We start from the raw sequence: 22875 nt of genomic DNA on the forward strand, positions 1-22875 counted from the left end.
TGCGCGCGGCTCACCCGGCGTCGACCACCTCGGCATTCCGGGGCAGCCGGCCGGCGCCGCCGTCGAGGGCCCGGAACACGATCGGCAACCCTCGCGCCGCCGCCCAGTCGATGGTGTCGACGGCCTGCACGTGCACGTGCGGCTCGGTGCTGTTGCCCGAGTTGCCGCACCGCCCGAGCGTCTGCCCGATGGCGACGACATCACCCGGCCGCACCACGACGCTGCCGGCTCGAAGGTGGGCGAGCAGCACGAACGGGCCGGCGGGCGTCACCCGGAGCACGACGTGGTTGCCGGCCACCGCCTCGATGCCCGAGCGGATGCGCCGAGTCTGCGTCAACGCATACGGCACCTGGGACAGCAGCGAACGACGGGCCTCGTGGTCGGGTTCGCCGTCGTGGGCCACGGCGACCGTGCCGGCCACCGGCGCCAGAATCGGCGCGCCGAACCCGGTGAAACGCTCGGGCCGTTCGGTGGCCAACGCCGTGCGCCAGGTGGAGGGTGCCGACCGGTCGCGGTCGTCGACGGCCACGAAATCGATGGCGTAGCGGGTGCCATACAGGGCGGTGCCGTGACTCGGCACCCGGTCGGCGGGGCTGTTCTGCACGAGCCAGCGCCCGCGGAACGGGAACGCGAGCAGCAGCGGCCGAGCCCCGCCGGTCATCTCAGTCGCGGTAGCTGCGCGGGGGCCGGTCTTCGCGCTTGGCCGAGTTGCCGCCCCGATCGGGTCGCAGCTCGATCAGCTTTCCGCTGATGCGGGTGTTCTCGAGGCGGCGCAGCGTGTCGTCGGAGAGGTTCGACGGCAACTCGACCAGCGAGAAGTCGGGCCGGATCTGGATGGCGCCGAAGTCGCCCCGGCCGAGGCCGCCCTCGTTGGCGATCGCGCCGACGATCTGGCGCGGCTCCACCTTCTGGCGCTTGCCGACCGCGATGCGGTAGGTGGTCTTCGGGCCTCCGTCGCCGCGGGGCGCGCGGTCGGGGCGGTCGCCCCGGGCACCGCGGTCGTAGCCGCCCGAGCGCTCGCCGCGGTCGCCGTCGTCGCGTCGCCCGCGGTCGGGCCGATCGCCGCGCGACCGGTCTGCGCGATCGCCGCGGTCGTCGCGGTCGAACCGCTGAGCACGCTCGGCCTCGGGAGAGAGCAGCAGGGGAGTGTCACCCTGCGCCACGACAGCCAGCGCCGCCGCGACATCCGCCTCGGGCACGTCGTGGTGCTCGACGTAATGACCGACGATGTCGCGGAACTGCTGGATCTGCTCGGGATCGGCCAGCGCTGCGGTGATCGAGTCGTCGAAGCGTGCCAGACGCGTGGAGTTGACGTCGTCGACGCTCGGCAGCTTCATCTCGGTGAGGGGCTGACGGGTGGCCTTCTCGATCGAGGTGAGCATGCGGCGCTCGCGCGGCGTCACGAAGCTGATCGCGTCACCCTTGCGGCCCGCGCGACCGGTGCGCCCGATGCGGTGCACGTAGCTCTCGGTGTCGATCGGCAGGTCGAAGTTGACGACGTGGCTGATGCGCTCGACGTCGAGCCCGCGGGCGGCGACATCCGTGGCCACCAAGATGTCGAGCTTGCCCGACTTCAGCTGGTTCACCGTGCGCTCACGTTGCGCCTGCACCACGTCGCCGTTGATGGCCGCCGCGGAGTAGCCGCGGGCGCGCAGCTTCTCGGCGAGGGTCTCGGTCTCGTTCTTGGTGCGGGTGAACACGATCATCGCCTCGAAGTTCTCGACCTCGAGGATGCGGGTGAGCGCGTCGACCTTCTGGGGATAGGACACCACGAGGTAGCGCTGGGTGGTGTTGACCGAGGTGGTGGTCTTGTTCTTGACCGTGATCTCTTCGGGATCGTGCAGGTATTTCTGCGAGATGCGCCGGATCTGCGCCGGCATGGTGGCCGAGAACAGCGCCACCTGCTTGTCGTCGGGCGTGTCGGCGAGGATCGTCTCGACGTCTTCGGCGAAGCCCATCTTGAGCATCTCGTCGGCCTCGTCGAGCACGAGGTACTTGAGTTCTGAGAGGTCGAGGGTGCCCTTGTCGAGGTGGTCCATGATGCGCCCGGGCGTGCCGACGACGATGTGCACCCCGCGCCGAAGCGCCGAGAGCTGCACACCGTAGCCCTGGCCGCCGTAGACGGGCAGCACGTGAACACCCTTCAGGTGCGCGGCATAGCTCTCGAACGCCTCGCAGACCTGCAGCGCCAGTTCGCGGGTGGGGGCGAGCACGAGCGCTTGCGGGGTCTTCTGCGACAGGTCGAGCCGGGAGAGGATGGGCAGCGCGAAGGCCGCGGTCTTGCCGGTGCCGGTCTGGGCCAGGCCCACGACGTCACGGCCGGCGAGCAGGGTGGGGATGGTAGCGGCCTGGATGGCCGACGGTGTCTCGTAGCCGACGTCTTTCAGCGCCTTCAGCACTGCGGAGTCGAGTCCGAGGTCGGAGAAGGTCTGTTCGACCAGGGGAGTCTCGATCTCGCCCGAGTCGGCGGTCGCTGTAGAAGCCATGCCCCAACGGTAGTCCTTCGGCCTGGGAGGGCGCGTCAGCCCAGGTCGAGCACGATGCCCGTGTGCCCGTGCAGCACGCTCGCCGAGCCGGCGGCGATCGCGTCTCGGGCACGGCGGGCGGTGACCGAGGTCGGGTCGATCTCGCCCGAGCTGCCGAGGCCGGTGCCGCGGAACATCGCTCCGGGCCAGATGACGGATGTCACGTTGGCGGTGGGCTCGGGTAGCTCCGCGCCCAGCACGAGGAACTGCTGGGCCAGGTATTGGCCGGTGATCAGGGCAAACACGTCGACCACGCCGGCCCCGGCGCCGATCACCAGGTCGGGCTCGCTCGCGGCGGCCTGATCGATGCGCTCTTCGACCTCGTCGTCGGTCATGGCGCGCAGCTGCTGGAAGACGACGTCGTGACCCTCGGCCCAGGCGCGCACCGCGGTGCTGAGCGTGGTGGTGGCCGAGTCGTCGCCGGCCGAGATCAGCACGACACGGTAGCCGGCGGGTGGCGTGACGGCGTTCCAGGAGCCGGGCTCGGGCGAGATCGTGGCTTCGGGCGTGGGCGAGACGGCACCGAGGAAGCCGTCGTCGAGCGCCGCGATGGGCGCGGAGGCGGCGGCACCCGCGCCCGCCGCACCTGCCGGGTTCGTCACGCCGGTGATCGCCGCGCAGCCCGCCGCGAACACCCCGGCGGCGACGACCGCGGCCGCCGCGGCGAGCAGCACCGCGACACCGCGTGACCGGGGCGACCCGGTCCGTCGGGGCGACCGGGGCGACCCGGGGGTTCTCGTGGGCGCGGTCGACGAACGGATGGCGCGGGGAGACATGACCTCGAGGGTCGCAGGGCCGCGGATCGCGCCGGTGTCGAATCGCCGCCGGCGAGGTGAACGAGAGCCGAACGATCCGGTGCCCTGGTGCGGGGCAGGCACGACAGGCACCGGCGCCGAGTTCGCGCGGGGTTCGCCTGCCCGCTGCCGGTCGTTCACCCGGGTGGGGGAGGTTTCGGGGCGTCGACCGAAGGATCACCATGTTCAACCACCGAAATCACGCCCGCGTCGCTGTCGTCGCTCTCGCACTCGCCGCCGGCGCGGCGGCGGCCTTGCTGCCCACGGCCGCCGCCTCGGCGCACGGATTCTCGTCGACCGTCTACGTCGACGTGACCGCCCCGGCCGACGGGCAGGTGCGCACCGACCTCGACCTCGAATACGACCTGCTCGTGGTGTCGGCCGCCGAGAACGAGAACGACCCCGACCTGTTCACCCAGGGCACCGATCTGTTCGAGACCGGCAGCGAAGCCGTCGCCCTTACCGACCACGCCGACTCGGTGCTGGCCTACATCACCGAGCGACTCACGGTGACAGCGGCCGGCGAGCCGTGCGCCCCCTCGCCGGCCGGCGGCTTCGACGTGCACGACCGCGACGGGGTGCCGTACGCCCGAGTCGCTCTCGACTACGCCTGCCCGGCGATCGCGGGCGACGGGCACGAGGTGCGCAGCGCGCTCTTCCCCGACGCCGAGGGCTATGTCGCCGACACCAAGACGATCGTCACCTACGACCTCGACGACCGGTCGGGCAGCGCGGCGCTCGACGCGGAGCATCCGTCGTTCTCGACCGAGCAGGGCGCGGCCGAGCGCTTCGGCGAGTTCTTCCTGCTGGGCGCCGAGCACCTGCTGACGGGGCTCGACCACATCCTGTTCCTGCTCGCGCTGATCGTGGGTTCGCGGCGACTACGCGACGTGGTGCTCGCCGCCACCACGTTCACCGTGGCCCACTCGGTGACCTTTCTGCTCGCCGCGCTCGGGGTGGTGTCGGTGCCCTCGGCCGTGGTCGAGCCCGTGATCGCCCTGTCGATCGCGGTGGTGGCCGCCTGGTATCTGTGGGGCACCTGGCGTCGCCGCCCGTATGTGTTCACGACCTTCCCGGCGGTGAGGAGCGGCCCGCTCGGCATGGACCGCGCCGACTGGACCCGGCTCGCCGTGGTGTTCTGCTTCGGCCTCGTGCACGGACTCGGTTTCGCCGGAGCCCTCGGCATCGACGAACCGTGGTCGTGGACGCTGCTCTGGTCGTTGCTCGTGTTCAACGTCGGCATCGAGGCGGTGCAACTCGGCATCATCGCCCTCGTCTTCCCCGCCCTGGTGGTGCTGCGACGCAAAGCACCCCGCGCCGGGCTCTGGGTGGGTCTCGCGATCGCCGCCGTCGTCACGGTGGTGGGCCTGATCTGGTTCGTGCAACGCCTGCTCGGCATCGGCTGACGTCGGCTCTTCCCTCGCGGGCCACCGCTCGCCCGCCGGCTATTCACAACTAGTTCACCCGAGGCAACAAACGTGGCCGTGCGCATCCGCGCTTCACCATGAATCTGGAAGGCATCGAGCATTCACATGTCGATCAACCCTGAAATGCAGGCCCGCAAGCCTGTGCACCGCCGCACCCCCGTGCGACTCACGGCAGCGGCCATCAGCCTCGCCGTGATCTTCGGCGGCGGCGTCCTCTCCGCCACCGCGGCCTCGGCCGCCGATGCTCCGCCCTCGGACATCGTGCTCGGAATCGGCGCCGAGGACTCGCAGCGCACCCTCACCTGGTACTCCGGCGCCGACACGGCGCAGGTGGCGCAGGTGGCCCTGGCCTCGAACGTCGTCAACGGCGCGTTCCCGGGCTCGGCCACGAGCGTCGCCGCCACCGGCGGGCAGACCACGAGCGGTGAGTTCAACCGCGTGTCGACCCTCACCGGGCTCGCCGAGAACACCGCCTACGTCTACCGCGTCGGCTCCGAGGGCAACTGGTCGCCCACCTACTCGTTCCGCACGCAGGACTTCGAGGGCGACTTCGACTTCTTGTTCTTCGGCGACCCGCAGATCGGCTCGTCGGGCAACGTGCCCGGAGACGCCGCCGGCTGGACCGACACCGTCAACGTCGCCACCGCCACCTACCCCGACGCCGAGATGCTCTTCTCGGCCGGCGACCAGGTGGAGTCGGCCAGCAACGAAGACCAGTACGCCGCGTTCCTTCAGCCCGACCAGCTGCGCCAGATTCCGTTCGTCGCGACCAACGGAAACCACGACGTCGGCTCGAAGGCCTACGAGCAGCACTTCGCCACGCCCAACACCGACCGCGCGGCGGGCCCGGGCAACGGCACCTCCTCGGGCGGTGACTACTGGTTCATCCACAAGGGTGTGCTGTTCATGGACATCAACTCCAACAGCCGCGACTTCACCTCGCACATCGCCTGGATGCAGAACGTGGTCGCCGAGCACGGCGACGAGGCGACCTGGAAGGTGCTCGCCTTCCACCACTCCATCTACTCGGCCGGCCCGCACGCCACCGACACGGATGTCGCCGACCGCCGCACCAACCTGCCCACCGTCATCTCCGACCTCGGCGTCGACCTCGTGCTGCAGGGCCACGACCACAGCTACGCGCGCAGCTACCTGATGCACAACGGCGAGAAGGCGGATGCCGCCGAGCAGGCCGGCGCCGACTCGGTCGTCGCCGGTCCCGGTGGTGTGCTCTACGTCACCGCGAACTCGTCGTCGGGCTCGAAGTACTACGAGCTGCAGCAGTCGGGCTTCCCGTGGCTGTCGGTGTCGAACCAGGAGCACGTGCGCAACTACACGGCCGTCGAGGTCACGGGCGGCGACATCACCGTCAAGACCCTCCGCAGCCAGGCCAACGGCGACGCGCTGCCCGTGAACAGCGTCGTCGACCAGGTCACCCTGAGCCGCGCCGACGACCCGAACACCGACTCGGAGCAGCTGCAGGTCACCGTGCCGACGACCGCGCCGGGCGAGTTCGTGTGGAGCATCGACGGCACCAACGGTCTCGTCGACCTCGGCACCGCCGTGCAGAGCGGCGACCACTACGCCGCGATCGGCTCGATCAACCCGATCCGCGTCACCGACACCCGCACCGCCGGGCCGGAGTGGGCCATCTCAGCCCAGGTCGGCGACTTCACCTCGGGCGACACGTCGTTCTCGGGCAAGTACCTCGGCTGGAAGCCCGCGGTCATCGAAGCGGGCGGCGACGCCGTCGCCGGCGCCGAGGTGGCGTCGGGCTTCGAGGGCGGCGACGGCCTCTCGGTCGCGTCGACGCTGGGAAACGCGGCCGCCGGCCACGCCAAGGGCTCGGCGAAGCTCGGTGCAGGGCTCGACCTGAACATCCCGGTCGACGTCACCGACGGCACCTACCAGGCGACGCTCACGCTCACCGCGCTCAGCTGATGACGCTGAGCTGATGACACTGAGCTAACCAACCGCACCACCGATCGGGGTGGGCGCCGCCGGGCGCTCACCCCGATCACCCTGTTCCACCTGTTCCACCTGTTCCGCCCCGACCCACCCGTTCCACCCCCGACCCCCGCGCGGCTCCACGCCGAGACGCCGTCGCCGAGCTGCACCGAACACCGAGGATCCCCAGATGAACCTGCGAGCCCACCGCCCCGCGCCCGCCACCCCCGTGGCTGCCACACCCGCGCCTGCCACCCCCGCCTTCCGCTCCGCGCTCGTCGCGGCGCTCGTCGTTCTCGGCCTCGCCGTCGCCCCGGTCGCCTCGGCATCCGCCGCCGACGCCGACGTCACCTGGGGGGTCAGAACCTCGTCGAACGACCAGGGCGCCGACCGCCAGAACTACGACTACGCGGTCGATCCCGGCGGGCAGGTCACCGACGGCCTCATCATCTCCAACCACGACGACGCCCCGCTCGACCTCGACGTCTACGCCGCCGACGGGTTCACCACCACGAGCGGGCAGCTCGACGTCGTCACGCGCGACACCGCATCGACCGAGGTGGGGGCCTGGGTCACGCTCGGCAAGGGCCACGTGCAGGTGCCGGCGGGCGAGTCGGTCGAGGTGCCGTTCACCCTCACCGTGCCCGAGAACGCCACGCCCGGTGACTACGCCGGAGGCGTGCTGACCTCGCTGGCGCAGCCCGGCCAGGAGGAGGGCATCACCGTCGACCGCCGCCTCGGCATCCGCATCCACCTGCGCGTCGGCGGTGAGCTCGCGCCGGCGCTCGCGGTCGAGAACATGCGCGTCGACTACACCGGCACGCTCAACCCGTTCGGCACGGGCGACGCCACCGTGAGCTACACCCTGCACAACACCGGCAACGTGCGGCTGGCCGCCGGTCAGGCCGTCACGCTCACGGGCCCCTTCGGCCTGCTGCCCGTCACGGCCTCGGGCGTCGACGCCGCCCCGGAACTGCTGCCCGGCGAGACCTGGAACGTCACCGTGCCCGTCGCCGGCGTCTTCCCCGCCTTCGTGCTCTCGGCCACCGCCGTCATCACTCCCGAGCGCAGCGGCCAGGATGCCGGCATCGACCTCACCACCGTCGAGGCTGGTGCGAGCACGGCGGCCGTGCCCTGGGCGCTCCTCGTGCTCGTGCTGCTGGTGGCCGCGGCCGTGGTGGGCGCCGTGCTGATCACGCGTCGTCGGCGCCGCCGGCAGAAGAGGGTCGAAGACGCCCGTGTCGCCGAAGCGGTCGAGCAGGCCCTCCGGGAGCGCGAGAGCACGTCGTCGTCGGCGGTCTGATTTTCTCCGGGGGCCGTGCGGGCGCTACCGTGAGCGTGTGACCCACGAGTTCGAAGCACTCCCCGGAAACACCGACGACAGCCGACAGCGCGTGAGCGACGAGGTCGATCGAGACCTGCGCGCCGACGTGCGACTGCTCGGCTCCCTGCTCGGCCGTGTGCTGGTCGAGGCGGGTGGCCACGAACTGCTCGACGACGTGGAGCGCTTGCGCAGCCTCGTCATCCACGCCTACGAGCGCGACAGCGACGCCTCGATCGAAGACGCCGAGGCGCTGGTCGAGTCGTTCACCCCGGAGCGCGCCGAGCAGATCGCCCGGGCGTTCACCGTCTACTTCCACCTCAGCAACCTCGCCGAGGAGCACCACCGGGTGCGCGTGCTGCGCGCCCGTTCGGCCAGGGGCCAGGATGCCGCCGGCACCGACGCCCCCGCGGCCGACTCGCTGCCCGCCGCGATCGAGCGGCTGGTGGGCGAGGTCGGGCCCGACGAGACCGCGGAGCGACTGCAGCGGCTGCGCTTCCACCCCGTGCTCACCGCGCACCCCACCGAGGCCCGGCGGCGCGCCGTGGCGTCGGCGATCAGGCGCATCAGCGAGCTGCTGGCCGAGCGCGACGACGCGGCATCCGGCTCTCTCACCGCCATCGAGAACGAGCGGCTGCTGCTCGAGCAGATCGACGTGCTGTGGCGCACCTCGCCGCTGCGCACCACCCGACCGACACCGCTCGACGAGGTGCGCACGGCGATGGCGATCTTCGACCAGACGCTCTTCCAGGTCGTGCCACGCGTCTACCGCCTGCTCGACGACTGGCTGCTGGGAACGGATGCCGGCGTGGAGCCCGCGCGAGCGCCCGCGTTCATGCGCCTCGGCAGCTGGATCGGCGCCGACCGCGACGGCAACCCGTTCGTCACCGCGAGCGTCACCAAGGCCGCGGCCGCCATCGCGTCGGAGCACGTGCTGCTCGGCCTCGAGCACGCCGCCACCCGCATCGGCCGCACGCTCACCCTTGACGAGGCCGACACCCCGCCCGACGCGGCGCTGCGGCAGCTGGCCGACGAGCAGCGACAGCTGGCCGAGCACATCACCTCGCAGATCGGCACCCGTGCTCCCAACGAGCCGCACCGGCGGGTGCTGCTCGTTATCGCGCTGCGCATCGCGGCCACCCGCACCGGCGACGAGACGCTCGGCTACGGCCGGCCCGACGAACTGCTCGCCGACCTGCGGGTGGTGCAGAAGTCGTTGCGTGCGGGCGGGGCGAACCGCAGCGCGAACGGCGAACTGCAGAACCTGATCTGGCAGGTGGACACCTTCGGCTTCCACCTCGCCGAGCTCGAGGTGCGGCAGCACTCCAAGGTGCACCGGCAGGCCATCGAAGAGGTGCGCGCGGGCGGCGAGCTGGGGGAGATGACGCAGGAGGTGCTCGAGGTCTACCGCACGATCTCCTACCTGCAGGGCCGCTACGGGGTCGACGCCGCGCGCCGCTACATCGTGTCGTTCACCCAGTCGTCGGCCGACATCGCCACCGTCTACGCCCTCGCCGAAGCCGCCCTCGGTTCGGCCGAGGCGGCGCCCGTGCTCGACGCCATCCCTCTGTTCGAGACCTTCGACGACCTGCAGGCGTCGACCACGATCCTCGCCGAGATGATCGAGTTGCCCGCCGTGAAGGCCCGCCTCGCGGCCACCGGCCGGCGCCTGGAGGTGATGCTCGGCTACTCCGACTCGTCGAAAGACGTCGGCCCGGTCTCGGCGACGCTCGCGCTCTATGCCGCGCAGTCGCGCATCGCGGAGTGGGCGGAAGAGAACGACATCGAGCTCACCCTGTTCCACGGCCGTGGCGGAGCCCTCGGCCGCGGTGGTGGCCCGGCCAACGAGGCCGTGCTCGCCCAGCCGCCCGGATCGGTCGACGACCGGTTCAAGCTCACCGAGCAGGGCGAGGTGATCTTCGCGCAATACGGCGACAAGACCATCGCCGCGCGGCACATCGAGCAGATGGCGGCGGCGACCCTGCTGGCGTCGAGCCCGTCGAACGAGAACGCGAACCGCCGTTCGGCCATCGACTTCGCTGAGGTGGCCGCCACCATGGACGAAGCCTCGCGCGATCGCTTCTTCGAGCTCGTGAAGGCCGACGGGTTCGCCCAGTGGTTCGCCCAGGTCACCCCGATGGAGGAGGTCGGCCTGCTCGCGCTCGGGTCGCGGCCCGCTCGCCGCGGGCTCTCGGTCGAGTCGCTCGAAGACCTGCGCGCCATTCCCTGGGTGTTCGCCTGGACCCAGGCCCGCATCAACCTCACCGGCTGGTTCGGGCTCGGCACCGCGCTCGCCGCCGTGGGCGACCTTGCGCAGTTGCAGGATGCCTACGCCCGCTGGCCGCTGTTCACGTCGATGATCGACAACGTCGAGATGTCGCTCGCCAAGACCGACCTGCGCATCGCGGAGCGCTACCTGGCGCTCGGCGACCGCGACGACCTCGCCGCGCTCGTGCTCGACGAGATGGAGCTCACCCGCGAGTGGGTGCGTCGCACGAGCGGGCACCGCGAGATCCTCGACGACCGCCCGGTGCTCCGGCGCGCGGTGCGGTTGCGGAGCCCGTATGTCGACGCCCTCTCGTTGCTGCAGCTGCGGGCCCTGCGCGCGGTGCGTGCATCGGGCAGCACCGACCCCGACGACGCGCCGCACCGCCTGATGCTGCTCGCCGTGAACGGCGTCGCGGCGGGCCTGCAGAACACGGGCTGATCGGGCTGGGCGATCGGCGCAGTGGGCGTGATGCGTTCACTGCGGCGCCAGCGCGGGTCGCACGTCGGCCGCGCTCTCGTCGTGCAATCGATCTCGCCGTGCCCGGTCGCGCCGCTCCTCGAACTGGCGGCAGGCGAGGCATCCACAGTCCAAGAACAGGTGCGGGCCGGCGCACGCTGCAGCGCGGGGGAGGGCCTCGAGTGACGGGTAGTCGCGGAACGAGTACCGCGGCACCGTCGAAAAGTAGCCATCGTCGGTGAACACGACCTGCCCGAGGAGCTCTCGCCCGGCGAACTCGGGACGTGCGCTCAAGCATTCGTCGATGGCGTCGAGCCAACCATCGGGCTCCCAGCGCCTGCTGTGGTCGTGGTAGGCGAGAACGACGTAACGCACCGGTCGGATCGACTGCGACAAGCAGGCGTCGATCTGTTTCAGATAGTCGACGGCATCGTGCTGGACGAACCTCGCGGCGATATCGAGGAAGAGAAGTCTGAGGTCTGAGTCGAGACCGAGTACCCAGAGCGAATGTCTGCTGGTGTCGTCTCGGTGCACGACAGGTTCGATGAGTTGCAGGACGTCATAGCCGGCTTCGATGATCATGCGGCGACGGTACCGGCCTCCGCACGCTCTGAGAGCACGAGAGTCGAACCTGTGGATAACCCGTTCGGAGGCGGCATCCGGGGAGCGCTGGTAATCTGGGGCACTCGGCGCGGGTGGTCCGGGCCGGATGCGGATCAGGACCGCTCAGATGAACTCTCCCTTCGTGCGATCGACCTCCAGCGCCTCGCGCACCCGGCCCCGCCGGGTGAACGGCGTGGTGGTGGTGTGCGCCGGTGCGGCCGTGTTCGCGTTGACCGCGCTGACGGCGCTGGCCCCGCCGCCGCCCACCGGAGCGTTCGCGGCCCAGCAGCTCGCGGCGGAAGGCCAGGCGCAGACCCTCGCCGTGCCGGCGGGAGTCGCCGGCGCGGCGGTGTCGCGCGACGCCTACTCGGCGACCGACGGCCTGCAGACGCTCTCGGCCGGCAGCACGAACCGCGACTGGGCGACGCTCGTGCTCTTCCTGGCCGGCTTTCCCACCACGGAGTCGAACATCACGGTGATGCTGCGCTGGATGCGCCAGGAGAACGGCCCCGACGACTGGTGGCTGCGCAACAACCCGCTCAACAACGGCTGGGGGTCGGGCGGCGGCAGCGGCCTCGGCAGCTACGACAACCTCGTCACGGCCGCCGAGAACGTGGGCAACGCCCTGCACGGCAACTCGGGGTATGCCGCGATCGTGGCCGGCTTCGCCTCATCGGCGCCGACCGAGCAGATCGAGCAGGCCATCTGGGCGTCGCCGTGGGCGAGCAGCCACTACGCGAACGGCAGCCACTGGTCGTACACGCCCGTTCCGGAATACGCGTCACCGCCCGGCACCTGGGGCTAGGCGCTGAGACCGGTCACCGGGGCAGTCGCTGCGACTGGTCGCTGAGGCTAATCGCCGATGCGGCTCAGGATGCGGCCGCCCTTGCGCACCGCGCGCACGAACAGATTGCGCTGCGGCTCCGGGGGCACCTCGGGGGCACCGCCGGCCGGGGCATCCGTTCGCACCAGCACCACCATGGCCTGGTCGAACAGCTCGCCCTGCGGCACCCAGCTCTCGAGGGTGAAACCCGCCTGGCCCCAGACCGACTCGACCCACGGCCGCGGCGCCACGGCCCAGGCGTAGAAGCTGCGTGAGCGCGGGCCGTCGTCGTCGGCCCCTCCGCCGGCGTAGACGAATTCGCCGCGCCGGGCCGCCTCGACGCTGACGACGGCGTCGGGCACCACGAGCGCCAGGCGCTGGGCGAACAGATCGGCCTCGCCGGCGGCGACCGCCGCCTGGGCGCCCGCGACCACCGCGAGGAACTCGTCTTCGAGCACGGTGATGAACACGCGGGAACCCGGATGCGTGACCCGCGCGAACTCCGCGGCCCACTGCCGGTGCGCGTCTTCGGAGAGGTGCGAGAACACGCTGAAGGCGGTGATGGCGTCGAAGGTGCCCTCACGGAAGATCGACGGCGGCCACGGCGCGTTGGTGACGGCGTTCACGCCCGGCAGGGTGCCCTGCAGCAGCACGCTCATCTCGGAGTCGACGTCGCTCGACCAGATCTGGTCGGCCCGGAACCGCCGGAGCAGCATGCGCGTGATGCGGCCCCAGCCCGATCCGAAGTCGAGCACGGTCTGCAGGGCGGCGTCACCGGCGGGCCACTGCTCGAACGCCTTGTCGACGAAACGCTCGGCCTCGGAGTAGGCCGCCAGGTAGCTCGAGCCGACGAACTTCTGCTGGATGCGCGCCGGCGGATTGAGGGGCGCGTGATCGAGCGGATCGGCGATCTGGGGGAGTGCTTCGAGGGTCGGCGCGTCAGCGAGCTGACGCACGAACGGGCTTCCGGTCTCCTCAGTCGCCATGCAGTCCTCCAGTTAGATCGGTGGCGCGCCCATCTTGGCACACTTCCCCTGCGGTGGCCGATGAGTAGTCTCGTCGTAGACGACTCCGCCACTTCTGTAGGAAAGGCCGCCTTCATGACGACCCCGTTCTCGTTCGATTCCCTTCTCACCGTGGTCGTGATCGCGATCGTCGTGGTCATTCTGCTGATCGTGCTGTTCACGCTGCTGCGCGGCATCAAGGTGGCCAAGCCCGACGAGGCCATCATCGTCACCTCCCGGCAGAAACCGGTGAAGGCGGGCCACGCACCACTCGGCCAGACGGCGCTCGAAGAGACCGAGAACGCCGGCCAGCGCGTGGTGTTCGGCTCGCGGGTGTTCGTCAAGCCGATCGTCGAGGCGCACTTCAAGCTCTCGCTGCGCAGCCGCCAGCTGAACGTGCAGGCCACGGCGCAGACGAAGGATGCCATCACCATCAAGGTCAACGCGGTCGCGGTGGTGAAGGTGGGCGGCTCGGAGTCGATGGTGCGCGCGGCCGCCCAGCGCTTCTTGAACCAGCAGGACCAGATCGAGACCTCGACCGAGGAGGTGCTGAGCGGATCGGTGCGCTCGATCGTGGGCCAGCTCACGGTGACCGAGATCATCACCAACCGGCAGGCGCTGCAGGGCCAGGTGCTCGACGCCGTGCGCGAGTCGCTCGACGTGCAGGGTCTGCAGATCGACACGTTGCAGATCAAGGAGATCGACGACGACAACGGCTACATCCGCGACCTCGGGCGTGCCGAGGCCGCGCGCGTGAAGCAGGTCGCCGAGGTGGCCGAGTCGGTCGCCCGCCGCACCTCGGAGGAGGCCCGCATCGAGGCCGACCAGGCCGTGGCCGAGCAGCAGCGCAAGCTCGACCTGCGCAACGCCGAGATCCAGAAGGAGACCGACAAGGCGCGCGCCGAGGCGGCCGCCTCCCGGCCGCTGGCCGAGGCGATCTCGCAGCAGGAGGTCATCGCCCAGCAGGAGATCACCGCCGGCAAGCGCGTGGGCCTGCGCAAACAGGAGCTCGACGCCGAGATCCGTGCCGTGGCTGACGCCGAGGCCTACTCGCTCGAGAAGAAGGCCCAGGCGGATGCCGCGGCCGCGGTGGCCGCCGCGAACGCCGAACGTGATCGCCGCAAGGCCGTGGCCGAGGCGGTCGAGGCCGAGGGCATCGCCGAGCGCAACCGCCGCCGCTCCGCGGCCGAGGCGCTCGAGGCCGAGGGTGTCGCCGAGAAGAACCGCCGCATCGCCGGTGCCGAGGCGCTCAAGGCTGAGGGCGAGGCAGAGGCGAACTCGATCCGCGTGAAGGGTGCCGCCGAAGCGGAGGCCACCAGGGCACAGGCTGACGCCCTCGAGGAGCGCGCCGACGACCTGCTGCGGCAGCAGGTGATCGGCCAGCTGCCCGCCATCGTGCGCGCGGCATCCGAGCCCCTGTCGGCCATCTCGAACATGACCATCATCTCGAGCGACGGCCAGGGCACCGAGCAGGTGAGCGGCAACGTGGCGAGCCAGCTGGCGTCGTCGATGCAGATCGTGAAAGACCTGGTCGGCATCGACATCGCCGAGATCGTGACGGGCCGGGCCACCGGTGCCGCCGCGGGTCAGGCCTTCGCCGAGCAGAGCGGCGGCCGTGCGGCCGGCGCGACGGGCACGAGCGGTTCCGCTGGGTCGGCGCGCCGCAGCACGGCGGTGCGGGCGAGCACACCCCCGGCCGAGTCATGAGCCAGGTCGAGCCGCGCCGGCGGCCGGGTCTCGTGACCTTCGCGGTGGTGCTGATGTACATCGGCGGGGTCGCGCAGGTGGCCCTCGGCATCCTGACCATCTTCTTGCGCTACGCGCCCGGTGCCGAGGCCGACGGGCTCGTGCTGCCGGTGACGCTGTTCGGATCGGGAATGATCTTCTTCGGCCTCTTCGTGGTGGCCCTCGCGTCGGGGGTGGCGCGGGGGAGCCGTGCGGCCCGCGTCGGCGCGACCGTCGTGATGCTGCTCGGGCTCGTGCTCGCCATCGTCGACCTGGTGGTGGCGGCCGACGGCGACTGGTCGGGGGTCGCGGTGCAGACCGTGGCGTCGGCCGCCGTGATCCTGCCGCTCTGGACCGGGCGGGGCCGGCTCTACTTCGCCGCGCGCTGAGGCGTGCGGGGCGTGATCGGGCGAAGGCCCGCCCGCTCGGCGTCGCGACGCGCGATGCGGCGGTGGGCGAACCGCACGATCTCGATCAGGGCGATCGACACCAGTGAGGTGCCGAGCACCAGCAGCGCCGTCGGCAGGGTGGGGTCGACCAGCTGCAGGAAGTCGCGCACGATCGGCACCGTGTAGACGAGCACGAGCCCGACCATCATCGCGCCGATGACGAGCCCCTTGAACCGGGTGACCGGGCGTGACAGCACCACCAGGATCCAGAGTCCGATGATGGTGAGGATGAGGGTCGAGCCGGTGCGGATCTCGGCCTCGGGGATCTCGAGGTTCGCGGCCAGCCGGGCGTAGGAGGCGATGCCGAGCGTGACGGCGACTCCCGCCGGCACGGCGAAGGTGAGCGACCGCCGCAGGAACCCCGGCACGTAGCGCTGCGCGTTCGGGAGCAGGGCGAGGAAGAACGCCGGGATGCCGATGGTGAGCCCGTCGGTGACCGACAGCTGCCGGGGCAGGAACGGGAACGGCAGCAGCAGGATGCCGAACGTGATCGCGAGGAACGTGGCATACGCGGTCTTGGTGAGGAACAGCATCGACACCCGCTCGATGTTCGCGATCACCTGCCGCCCCTCGGCCACCACGCTCGGCAGGTGCGAGAACTTGCCGTCGAGCAGCACCAGCCGCGCCACCGCCTTCGTGGCGGCGGCTCCGGAGTTCATGGCCACGCCGATGTCGGCCTCCTTGATGGCCAGCGCGTCGTTCACGCCGTCCCCGGTCATGGCGACGGTGTGGCCGGCCGCCTTGAGCGCGACGACGATGCGCTTCTTCTGGTCGGGCGTCACCCGGCCGAACACGATGTTCTCGTCGAGCACTCCCAGCAGGTCGTCGTCGACGTCGGGCAGGTCGCGCGCATCGAACCCGTGCGGGGCATCCAGCCCCACCTCGCGCGCGATCGCGGCGACCGTCTGCGGGTTGTCGCCCGAGATGATGCGCACGCCCACGCCCTGGGCCGCGAAGTAGGAGAGGGTCTCGGCGGCATCCGGCCGGATGTTCTCGCGGAAGGTCAGCAGCACCACCGGAACGGCGTCGACGGGCACCGTCTCGTCGGCCGTCGGGCTGCCGTGGGCGAGCACGAGGGTGCGGCGCCCGGTGGCCGCGAGCTCGGCCGCCTGGGCGGCGAGGCGGGCGAGCGCCGGGTCGGCGGAGGCGCCGGCCGGGAACACCATCTCGGGCCCGCCGAGAATCCACATGCCGTCGCCGAACATCACCGCGCTCCACTTGCGTGCCGACGAGAACGGCACCCGGTCGACCGGCTGCTCGGTGCGCGCGCCGCTGAACCGGTCGGCGAGGCTGCGCGCGGTGGCGTTCGCGTCGTTCTGCACGCCGTACCAGGCCAGCACGCCCTCCCAGCCGTCGGCCGGGGTGAGCGGATGCGCCGCGTCGAACACGATGTCGCCCTGGGTCAGCGTGCCGGTCTTGTCGAGGCAGATCAGATCGACGCGGGCCAGCCCTTCGACCGCGGGCAGCTCCTGCACGAGCACCTGCTGGCGGGCGAGCTTGACGGCACCGACGGCGAAGGTGATGCTCGTCATCAGCACGAGCCCGAGCGGCACCATCGCGACGACCGAGGCGATCGTTGCGACGGCCGCGTCACGCCAGGCGCCGCTCTGCCACGCCTCGACCCAGCCGCCCTGGGCGATCATCTGGGCGTTCAGCACGAGCAGCGCGATCGGGCCGATGATCCAGGCCACCCATTTCAGCACGCGGTTGATCGACGAGCGGAGCTCGGATGCCACGAGCGAGAAGCGCTTGGCCTCGGCGGCGAGCGAGTTGGCGAACGAGTCGGCGCCCACCCGGTCGACGGTCGCCGTTCCCTCGCCGCCCACCACGACGGAACCGGAGAGCACGCGGTCGCCCGGGGCCTTCTCGACGGCGTCGGACTCACCGGTGAGCATCGACTCGTCGAGCTGCAGGCCGCGCGAGTCCGCCACGAGGGCGTCGGCCGCCACCTGGTCGCCCGCTCGCAGCACGAGCGTGTCGTCGACCACCACGCCGGCCACGTCGATCTCGGTCTCGGAGCCGTCACGCCGCACCCGCGCGTGCGGGGCGTTCATCAGCGCGAGCCGGTCGAGCGCGCGCTTCGCGCGGTATTCCTGAACGCTGCCGATGACGGCGTTCGCGACTGCGCTGAAGCCGAACAGGGCGTCTTGCCAGCGGCCGATCGCCAGCAGCACCAGGAAGCAGGCGAGGATGATGGCGTTGAAGAGCGTGAGCACGTTGGCCCGCACGATGCTCCAGACGCTGCGACTGGTGTCTTGCACGAAGGCGTTCGTGCGCCCCTCTGCGACCCGCTCGGCGACTTCGGCCGAACTCAACCCCGACGTCGACACGTGGCTGCCCCCTCTGCTCGGGCTCACTGTAGCAAGTGGGTGGCTCTGTCGCCCGGGGCCTGCTCGCGGTAGCTTGAGCGTATGGCGAGCGAGGCAGTGGTCATCCCGGTCGACGGTGTCAACGGAACCCGCGAGGTGCGGCTGTCGAGCCCCTCGCGCGTGATCTGGCCCGAGCTCGGCATCACGAAGCTCGACCTGGCGAACTACATCATCGCCGTGGGTGACGCGTTCGTGGCCGCGAACGGCGACCGCCCGCTGTCGCTGCAGCGCTTTCCCGGTGGCATCGACGGTGAGCAGTTCTTCTCCAAGAACCCGCCGAAGGGTGCGCCCGACTACGTGCGGGCCGTGTCGGTCGTCTACCCGAGCGCCCGCACGCATCCGCAGCTCGTCATCGACGAACCCGCGGCCGCCGTGTGGGCGGTGCAGATGAACACCGTCGTCTTCCACCCCTGGCCGTCACGTGCCGAGGCCTCCGACTTTCCCGACCAGTTGCGCATCGACCTCGACCCGCAGCCGGGCACCGATTTCGACGACGCCATCCCGGCCGCGCTCGAGCTGCGCACGGTGCTCGACGAGGCCGGCCTGACGGCCTTCATCAAGACCTCGGGCAACCGCGGCCTGCACGTGTTCGCGCCGATCGCGCCGGAGCAGGAGTTCCTCGACGTGCGCCACGCGGTGATCGCGATCGCGCGCGAACTGGAGCGACGGATGCCCGGCGAGGTCACCACGAACTGGTGGAAGGAGGAGCGCGGCGAGCGCATCTTCGTCGACTTCAACCAGGCCAACCGCGACCGCACCATCGCGGGCGCCTACAGCCCGCGCGCCCTCGCGCACGCGGCCGTCTCGTGCCCGATCACCTGGGACGAGCTCGAGACCACCGACCCGAAGCGCTTCACGGTGCTCACCGTGCCCGAACGGCTCGCGACCATAGGTGACCCGTGGGCCGACTTCAACGCCTCTCCCGGCACGATCGACACCGCCCTGGAGTGGTGGCAGCGCGACCTCGAGTCGGGCCTCGGCGAACTGCCGTTCCCGCCCGACTACCCGAAGATGCCGGGCGAGCCGCCCCGGGTGCAGCCGAGCCGGGCGCGCAAGCCCGACTGAGTCGCGGCTAACAGATCGGCGAGACCGAGCGGCGCCTCAGACCAGCACGTCGCTGAGGTCGTAGGCGATCGGCCGGTCGAGCTGGTCGAAGGTGCACGAGCGCGCGTCGCGGTCGGGTCGCCAGCGCTCGAACTGCACGGTGTGCCGAAAGCGCATGCCCTCCATCTGGTCGTAGCGCACCTCGACCACGCGGGTGGGTTCGAGCCGCACGAACGACACGTCTTTGCCCGACGAGAACCGGCTGCGATCGGTCTCGCCGGTCACGACGTCACCCTGGGCGTCGCGCTCCACCAGGGGTGCGAGCTCGTCGATGAGCTCGAGCCGCCGCTTGTCGCTGAACGCCGAGACCCCACCGACGTTCCGCAGCTCACCGTCGTCGCCGTAGAGGCCGAGCAGCAACGACCCGACTCCCTGCCCGCTCTTGTGCACCCGATAGCCCAGCACCACGACGTCGGCCGTGCGGCGGTGCTTGATCTTCTGCATCGTGCGCTTTCCGGGCGCATAGGGTGCGGCGAGCGGTTTCGCGACCACGCCGTCGAGCCCCGCACCCTCGAACTCGACCAGCCAGCGACGGGCGAGCGCGACATCCGTCGTCGTCTGCGACACGTGGATGGGGTCGCCGAGGCCCGCGGCGAGCGTCTCGAGGGCCGCCCGGCGTTCGGCGAAGGGGGCATCGAGCAACGACTCGTCGCCCCGCGCGAGCAGGTCGAACGCGACGAACATCGCCGGGGTCTGCTCGGCGAGCAGCCGGATGCGGCTCTCGGCCGGGTGGATGCGCTGCGAGAGCAGTTCCCAGTCGAGCTTCTCGCCGCCCGGAGCCCCCGAGCGCAGCACGATCTCGCCGTCGAGCACGCACGGCTCGGGCAGCAGACGCGCGAACGCCTCGGTGAGCTCGGGAAAGTAGCGGGTGAGCGGCTTGGCGCCCCGGCTGCCGATCTCGACCGTCTCGCCGTCGAACGACACGATGCCGCGAAAGCCGTCCCACTTGGGCTCGTAGCTCAGGCCGCCCTCGACGCTGTCGGGCTCCGGCACCGATTCCACCGACTTGGCGAGCATGGGCGAGACCGAAGCGACTGCCGAGAGATCCATTCCTCGATCATGCCCCGAACCGCCCTCGCGGCCTAGCAGAAGGCATCGGGGATGAAAAGCTAGACAATCTTGTTACCTGGCACGCGAGAGGCGCCGGGAAAGAGTCTAATGTGGGGCTTATGAATGCCGCCCGTGGCGAATCCGCCTCCAATTACTGGTACTCAGACGACGCCGGCGCTCAAGACGCCGTCTCGGTGCTGCGCGCCCTGCGGCACCTCCGCGTCGCCGAGACCAGCATGCGCACGCGCACCCAGCGGTCGATGGGCATGGGTGAGAACGACATCGTCGCGGTGCGTCACGTCATCCGTGGTCGCCAGGCCGGCAGCTACGTGAGCCCCAAAGACCTCGCCGAGACGCTCAACATCTCGTCGGCCTCCACCACCACGCTGATCGACCGGCTCGAGAAGTCGGGCCACATCGAGCGGCAGCCCCACCCCACCGACCGGCGGGCCCTCATCCTGGTGCCGACGCCGAACGCCGACCGCGACGTGCGGGCCGCGCTCTCGGGGTCGCATGAGCGCATGCTCGAGGTCGCCGAGTCGCTCACCCCCGAAGAGCGCGGCGTCGTCGTGGAGTTCCTCGAACGCATGGCAGCCGCCGTCAGCGGTTAGCCGTCGTTCGTGTCGACATTGGGTCGTTCGTGTCTACATTGAGAAGATGTCGACCGATGATCCGCCCACCCGTCCGAGCCTTCGCGACCTGCTGACCGACAAGTTCGGGCATCTCAGCATCCGGAGCCTGCAGATCATCGTGGTGCTGCTGCTCGCGACCGCGGTGGTGTTCGCGCTCGTGCAGCTGAAGCTCGTGGTCATCCCCGTGCTCATCGCCATCATCCTGGCGGCGGCCGTCAGCCCGGTGGTCGGCTGGCTGACGAGACACCGGATGCCGCGCATCCTCGCCACCTGGATCACCCTCGTGGCCGCGGTCGTCGTGTTCGGCGGCATCGTGACCCTCATCGTGTTCGCGGTGCGCGGTCAGTGGGAGCAACTGGGGCAGTCGGCCAGCGACGGCCTCGACGACCTGCGCGGATTCCTCGCGAACGGCCCCATCCAGATCGACCAGGAACAGCTCGACTCGGCCCGCGACGCGATCGTCGGCTTCCTCACCAGCAGCCAGTTCGGCACGGGCGCGCTCGCCGGCGTCTCCGCCGCCGGTGAGGTCATCACGGGGGCGCTGCTGCTGGTCGTCATCCTGTTCTTCTTCATCAAAGACGGCCCGCGCATCTGGGCGTTCCTGCTCAAGCCGTTCTCGGGCTATCGCCTCGAACGGGGTCAGCGCATCGGCACCACCGCGGTGCGGGTGCTCGGCGGCTACGTGCGCGGAACCGCCGTGATCGCGCTGGTCGACGCCGTGGCGATCGGGGTGGGGCTCGCCATCCTGCAGGTTCCGTTGGCGCTGCCGCTGGCCATCATCGTGTTCATCGGCGCTTTCATCCCGCTGATCGGCGCGACCCTGGCGGGCGTGCTCGCCGCGCTCGTGGCGCTGGTGGCGAACGGGCCGGTCGTGGCGCTGATCGTGGTGGCCATCGTGATCGCGGTCAATCAGCTCGAGGGCGACCTGCTGCAGCCGGTGGTGATGGCGCAGTCGCTCAAGCTGCACCCGCTCGTCATCCTGGTGGCGCTCACGGCCGGCACCATCCTCGGCGGCATCATCGGCGCCGTGTTGTCGGTGCCGATCGCGGCGGTCGCCTGGGCGATCGTCAAGGTGTGGAGCCGCGACCCCGCGGAGGGGCCGTCGCCGGGTGAGGGTGTGGTGGAGCAGAGGCCGGGGGAGGCCGGCGAGAGCGCCGCGGCCGTCGACGTCGCCGAGGGCACGGGCCAGGGGCCCGCGGTCTAGCGCTGCGCTACTTGGCGATCGCGCGGATGGCGAGCGCGAGGCCCGTGCCGACCGCCGCGACGGCGAGACCGGCGATCACGACGGCCTTCTTGTGCTTTCGGGCGCCCTCGATCGGGTCGGCGCGCACGTCGTCGATCACGGTGCGGGTGCGGGCCCCGACATCGATCCGGCGTTCGAGTTCGTGCACCACGTCGTTCAGTTCGGCGCGGGCGTCCCGGATGTCGCTCTGCAACTCGGCGCGGCTGCGCTGCGGCGGTTGCTCGGCCTTCTCCTTCTCTTTCTGAGCCTCTTTCTGCGCCTTCTGCTCGTTCTTCGACAGCGTCGGCTGAACGCCCTTCGCCGTCACGACGCCCTTTGCCACCTCGGTGATCGCGGCAGGCACGCTGAGGGTGTCGCTGTGCGTGGAATCGGACTTGCTCTTAGCGGCCATCGTTCGCCCCTGTCGTGTGTGGTCTGCCCGGAGTCGCGGACGTGCTGGACGTGCTGGACCTTCCCTGGATGCCATCGGAGTCGTTGTCGCTCTTGTCGCCCCTGAGGGTGCGGGCGCCCACCAGCACGACGATGACGGCGATGATCAGCAGCCCCGCGAACACGATCAGCGCCGCGAGCCAGCCCGGCAGCACGAGCGATAGCCCGATGATCGCGGCCGCGATGAACACCGCGAGCGCGAAGAAGCCCACGAACGCCGCGCCGGCGATCAGGCCGGCGCCGATGCCCGCCCGGGCCAGGCGCGCCGTGATCTCTTTCTTCAGCGACTGCAGCTCGTCCTGGAGCAGGCCGACCACGAGGCGGGGCAGGTCGGCGATCAGTTGAGCCGTCGACCGCTCACCGGCGGGAGCGCGGGCGGGTTCCGGGGCGGGCGCGGATGCCGCGGGGTCGGTCTTCGCCATCAAGCGGTCTTCGGCTTCGAGCGCACCTTGCCGAGCACGTCGCCGGCCTTCTCGCCCACCTTGTCGGCGGCCGAGCCGACGATCTCACCCGCGCCGTGCACCGCGGACTGCACGTGGTCGTCGTTCCAGAGCTGCTGGGCCTTGGCGCGGATCTGCTCGTAGCGCTTGCGCCCGGCGCGTGCGCCCAGCACATAGCCGAGGGCGAATACGGCGAGAAGGACGAGCTTGTTCATGACGGCTCCGATCGAAGTGGTGACGCGTCGAAGAGACTGCGTCTGTCACT

Annotated in this window: 20 protein-coding genes; 10 read left to right on the forward strand and 10 right to left on the reverse strand. The window is 70.6% G+C overall.

What is annotated here, in order from left to right; all coding sequences use genetic code 11:
- Positions 1 to 10: 10 nt before the first annotated feature.
- The 3 genes from N1032_RS21105 to N1032_RS21115 are packed head-to-tail and all read right to left on the reverse strand — an operon-like array spanning position 11 to position 3403.
- On the reverse strand, positions 11 to 661 hold the full coding sequence (locus tag N1032_RS21105; RefSeq protein ID WP_259542090.1) for a M23 family metallopeptidase: 651 nt from the start codon (positions 659 to 661) through the stop codon (positions 11 to 13).
- A gap of 1 nt (position 662) precedes the next feature.
- The gene (locus N1032_RS21110) at positions 663 to 2486 is read right to left on the reverse strand and encodes a DEAD/DEAH box helicase (protein ID WP_259542092.1); all 1824 of its coding nucleotides are present in this window, start codon (positions 2484 to 2486) and stop codon (positions 663 to 665) included.
- A 35-nt stretch (positions 2487 to 2521) separates the two neighbouring features.
- Positions 2522 to 3403, reverse strand: a complete 882-nt coding sequence (locus N1032_RS21115) for a type 1 periplasmic-binding domain-containing protein (RefSeq protein WP_259542094.1) — start codon at positions 3401 to 3403, stop codon at positions 2522 to 2524.
- 98 nt (positions 3404 to 3501) lie between these two features.
- On the opposite strand from N1032_RS21115, the gene N1032_RS21120 reads away from it, so the two are divergent.
- The 4 genes from N1032_RS21120 to N1032_RS21135 all read left to right on the forward strand — a co-directional run bounded on the left by N1032_RS21120 (position 3502) and on the right by N1032_RS21135 (position 10721).
- Positions 3502 to 4725, forward strand: coding sequence for a HupE/UreJ family protein (locus N1032_RS21120; protein WP_259542096.1), 1224 nt, complete (start codon positions 3502 to 3504; stop codon positions 4723 to 4725).
- 126 nt (positions 4726 to 4851) lie between these two features.
- Complete coding sequence (locus N1032_RS21125) at positions 4852 to 6687, forward strand: fibronectin type III domain-containing protein (protein WP_259542097.1); 1836 nt, start codon at positions 4852 to 4854, stop codon at positions 6685 to 6687.
- Positions 6688 to 6883: 196 nt separating this feature from the next.
- On the forward strand, positions 6884 to 7996 hold the full coding sequence (locus N1032_RS28345; protein WP_310795981.1) for a WxL protein peptidoglycan domain-containing protein: 1113 nt from the start codon (positions 6884 to 6886) through the stop codon (positions 7994 to 7996).
- Between the two features lie 37 nt (positions 7997 to 8033).
- Positions 8034 to 10721 carry a phosphoenolpyruvate carboxylase gene (locus N1032_RS21135; RefSeq protein WP_407933065.1) on the forward strand — a complete coding sequence of 896 codons (2688 nt, stop codon included), beginning with the start codon at positions 8034 to 8036 and terminating at the stop codon, positions 10719 to 10721.
- A 36-nt stretch (positions 10722 to 10757) separates the two neighbouring features.
- Here N1032_RS21135 and N1032_RS21140 read toward each other — a convergent pair whose 3' ends face one another.
- Entirely contained in the window at positions 10758 to 11321 is a 564-nt protein-coding gene (locus N1032_RS21140; protein ID WP_259542098.1) for a hypothetical protein, read from the reverse strand.
- 148 nt (positions 11322 to 11469) lie between these two features.
- Between N1032_RS21140 and N1032_RS21145 the strand changes: the two genes are divergently transcribed.
- Positions 11470 to 12147, forward strand: coding sequence for a hypothetical protein (locus N1032_RS21145; RefSeq protein ID WP_259542099.1), 678 nt, complete (start codon positions 11470 to 11472; stop codon positions 12145 to 12147).
- 47 nt (positions 12148 to 12194) lie between these two features.
- Here the strand turns inward: N1032_RS21145 and N1032_RS21150 are convergent, their stop codons facing one another.
- Positions 12195 to 13151: a class I SAM-dependent methyltransferase gene (locus N1032_RS21150; RefSeq protein ID WP_259542100.1), complete on the reverse strand. Its 957-nt coding sequence runs from the start codon at positions 13149 to 13151 to the stop codon at positions 12195 to 12197.
- Positions 13152 to 13265: 114 nt separating this feature from the next.
- Here N1032_RS21150 and N1032_RS21155 point away from each other — a divergent pair, with 114 nt between their 5' ends.
- Positions 13266 to 14876: an SPFH domain-containing protein gene (locus N1032_RS21155; RefSeq protein WP_259542101.1), complete on the forward strand. Its 1611-nt coding sequence runs from the start codon at positions 13266 to 13268 to the stop codon at positions 14874 to 14876.
- Complete coding sequence (locus N1032_RS21160; RefSeq protein WP_259542102.1) at positions 14873 to 15283, forward strand: hypothetical protein; 411 nt, start codon at positions 14873 to 14875, stop codon at positions 15281 to 15283. The genes N1032_RS21155 and N1032_RS21160 overlap by 4 nt, the downstream gene beginning before the upstream one ends.
- Here N1032_RS21160 and N1032_RS21165 read toward each other — a convergent pair.
- Positions 15265 to 17700, reverse strand: a complete 2436-nt coding sequence (locus tag N1032_RS21165; RefSeq protein ID WP_259542103.1) for an HAD-IC family P-type ATPase — start codon at positions 17698 to 17700, stop codon at positions 15265 to 15267. The genes N1032_RS21160 and N1032_RS21165 overlap by 19 nt on opposite strands.
- 54 nt (positions 17701 to 17754) lie before the next feature.
- Between N1032_RS21165 and ligD the strand changes: the two genes are divergently transcribed.
- A complete protein-coding gene (ligD, locus tag N1032_RS21170; protein WP_259542104.1) occupies positions 17755 to 18777 on the forward strand; it encodes a non-homologous end-joining DNA ligase in 1023 nt (340 codons plus the stop codon).
- A gap of 36 nt (positions 18778 to 18813) precedes the next feature.
- On the opposite strand, the gene N1032_RS21175 is transcribed toward ligD, so the two are convergent.
- Entirely contained in the window at positions 18814 to 19866 is a 1053-nt protein-coding gene (locus N1032_RS21175; RefSeq protein ID WP_259542106.1) for an ATP-dependent DNA ligase, read from the reverse strand.
- 119 nt (positions 19867 to 19985) lie between these two features.
- On the opposite strand from N1032_RS21175, the gene N1032_RS21180 reads away from it, so the two are divergent.
- Complete coding sequence (locus N1032_RS21180) at positions 19986 to 20477, forward strand: MarR family winged helix-turn-helix transcriptional regulator (protein WP_259542112.1); 492 nt, start codon at positions 19986 to 19988, stop codon at positions 20475 to 20477.
- Positions 20478 to 20523: 46 nt separating this feature from the next.
- Positions 20524 to 21702, forward strand: a complete 1179-nt coding sequence (locus N1032_RS21185) for an AI-2E family transporter (RefSeq protein WP_259542113.1) — start codon at positions 20524 to 20526, stop codon at positions 21700 to 21702.
- 7 nt (positions 21703 to 21709) lie between these two features.
- Here the strand turns inward: N1032_RS21185 and N1032_RS21190 are convergent, their stop codons facing one another.
- From N1032_RS21190 to N1032_RS21200, 3 genes are read right to left on the reverse strand one after another with little or no spacing between them, the layout of a single operon-like run.
- Positions 21710 to 22132, reverse strand: a complete 423-nt coding sequence (locus N1032_RS21190; protein WP_259542115.1) for a hypothetical protein — start codon at positions 22130 to 22132, stop codon at positions 21710 to 21712.
- Positions 22122 to 22592: a phage holin family protein gene (locus N1032_RS21195; protein WP_259542117.1), complete on the reverse strand. Its 471-nt coding sequence runs from the start codon at positions 22590 to 22592 to the stop codon at positions 22122 to 22124. Before N1032_RS21195 ends, N1032_RS21190 begins: the two co-directional genes overlap by 11 nt.
- Positions 22592 to 22825: a hypothetical protein gene (locus tag N1032_RS21200; RefSeq protein WP_259542119.1), complete on the reverse strand. Its 234-nt coding sequence runs from the start codon at positions 22823 to 22825 to the stop codon at positions 22592 to 22594. The genes N1032_RS21195 and N1032_RS21200 overlap by 1 nt, the downstream gene beginning before the upstream one ends.
- Between the last annotated feature and the right edge of the window lie 50 nt (positions 22826 to 22875).

The organism is Herbiconiux daphne (assembly GCF_024979295.1).
Lineage (GTDB): Bacteria > Actinomycetota > Actinomycetes > Actinomycetales > Microbacteriaceae > Herbiconiux > Herbiconiux daphnes.

What these genes read in the sequence shown, in the direction of transcription:
- N1032_RS21195 (WP_259542117.1), bottom strand. Translation starts at nt 22,592, where the DNA reads ATGGCGAAGACCGACCCCGCGGCATCCGCGCCCGCCCCGGAACCCGCC.
- N1032_RS21120 (WP_259542096.1), top strand. Translation starts at nt 3,502, where the DNA reads ATGTTCAACCACCGAAATCACGCCCGCGTCGCTGTCGTCGCTCTCGCA.
- N1032_RS21150 (WP_259542100.1), bottom strand. Translation starts at nt 13,151, where the DNA reads ATGGCGACTGAGGAGACCGGAAGCCCGTTCGTGCGTCAGCTCGCTGAC.
- N1032_RS21105 (WP_259542090.1), bottom strand. Translation starts at nt 661, where the DNA reads ATGACCGGCGGGGCTCGGCCGCTGCTGCTCGCGTTCCCGTTCCGCGGG.
- N1032_RS21125 (WP_259542097.1), top strand. Translation starts at nt 4,852, where the DNA reads ATGTCGATCAACCCTGAAATGCAGGCCCGCAAGCCTGTGCACCGCCGC.
- N1032_RS21160 (WP_259542102.1), top strand. Translation starts at nt 14,873, where the DNA reads ATGAGCCAGGTCGAGCCGCGCCGGCGGCCGGGTCTCGTGACCTTCGCG.
- N1032_RS28345 (WP_310795981.1), top strand. Translation starts at nt 6,884, where the DNA reads ATGAACCTGCGAGCCCACCGCCCCGCGCCCGCCACCCCCGTGGCTGCC.
- N1032_RS21140 (WP_259542098.1), bottom strand. Translation starts at nt 11,321, where the DNA reads ATGATCATCGAAGCCGGCTATGACGTCCTGCAACTCATCGAACCTGTC.
- N1032_RS21155 (WP_259542101.1), top strand. Translation starts at nt 13,266, where the DNA reads ATGACGACCCCGTTCTCGTTCGATTCCCTTCTCACCGTGGTCGTGATC.
- N1032_RS21200 (WP_259542119.1), bottom strand. Translation starts at nt 22,825, where the DNA reads ATGAACAAGCTCGTCCTTCTCGCCGTATTCGCCCTCGGCTATGTGCTG.
- N1032_RS21110 (WP_259542092.1), bottom strand. Translation starts at nt 2,486, where the DNA reads ATGGCTTCTACAGCGACCGCCGACTCGGGCGAGATCGAGACTCCCCTG.
- N1032_RS21180 (WP_259542112.1), top strand. Translation starts at nt 19,986, where the DNA reads ATGAATGCCGCCCGTGGCGAATCCGCCTCCAATTACTGGTACTCAGAC.
- N1032_RS21175 (WP_259542106.1), bottom strand. Translation starts at nt 19,866, where the DNA reads ATGGATCTCTCGGCAGTCGCTTCGGTCTCGCCCATGCTCGCCAAGTCG.
- N1032_RS21185 (WP_259542113.1), top strand. Translation starts at nt 20,524, where the DNA reads ATGTCGACCGATGATCCGCCCACCCGTCCGAGCCTTCGCGACCTGCTG.
- ligD (WP_259542104.1), top strand. Translation starts at nt 17,755, where the DNA reads ATGGCGAGCGAGGCAGTGGTCATCCCGGTCGACGGTGTCAACGGAACC.
- N1032_RS21190 (WP_259542115.1), bottom strand. Translation starts at nt 22,132, where the DNA reads ATGGCCGCTAAGAGCAAGTCCGATTCCACGCACAGCGACACCCTCAGC.
- N1032_RS21145 (WP_259542099.1), top strand. Translation starts at nt 11,470, where the DNA reads ATGAACTCTCCCTTCGTGCGATCGACCTCCAGCGCCTCGCGCACCCGG.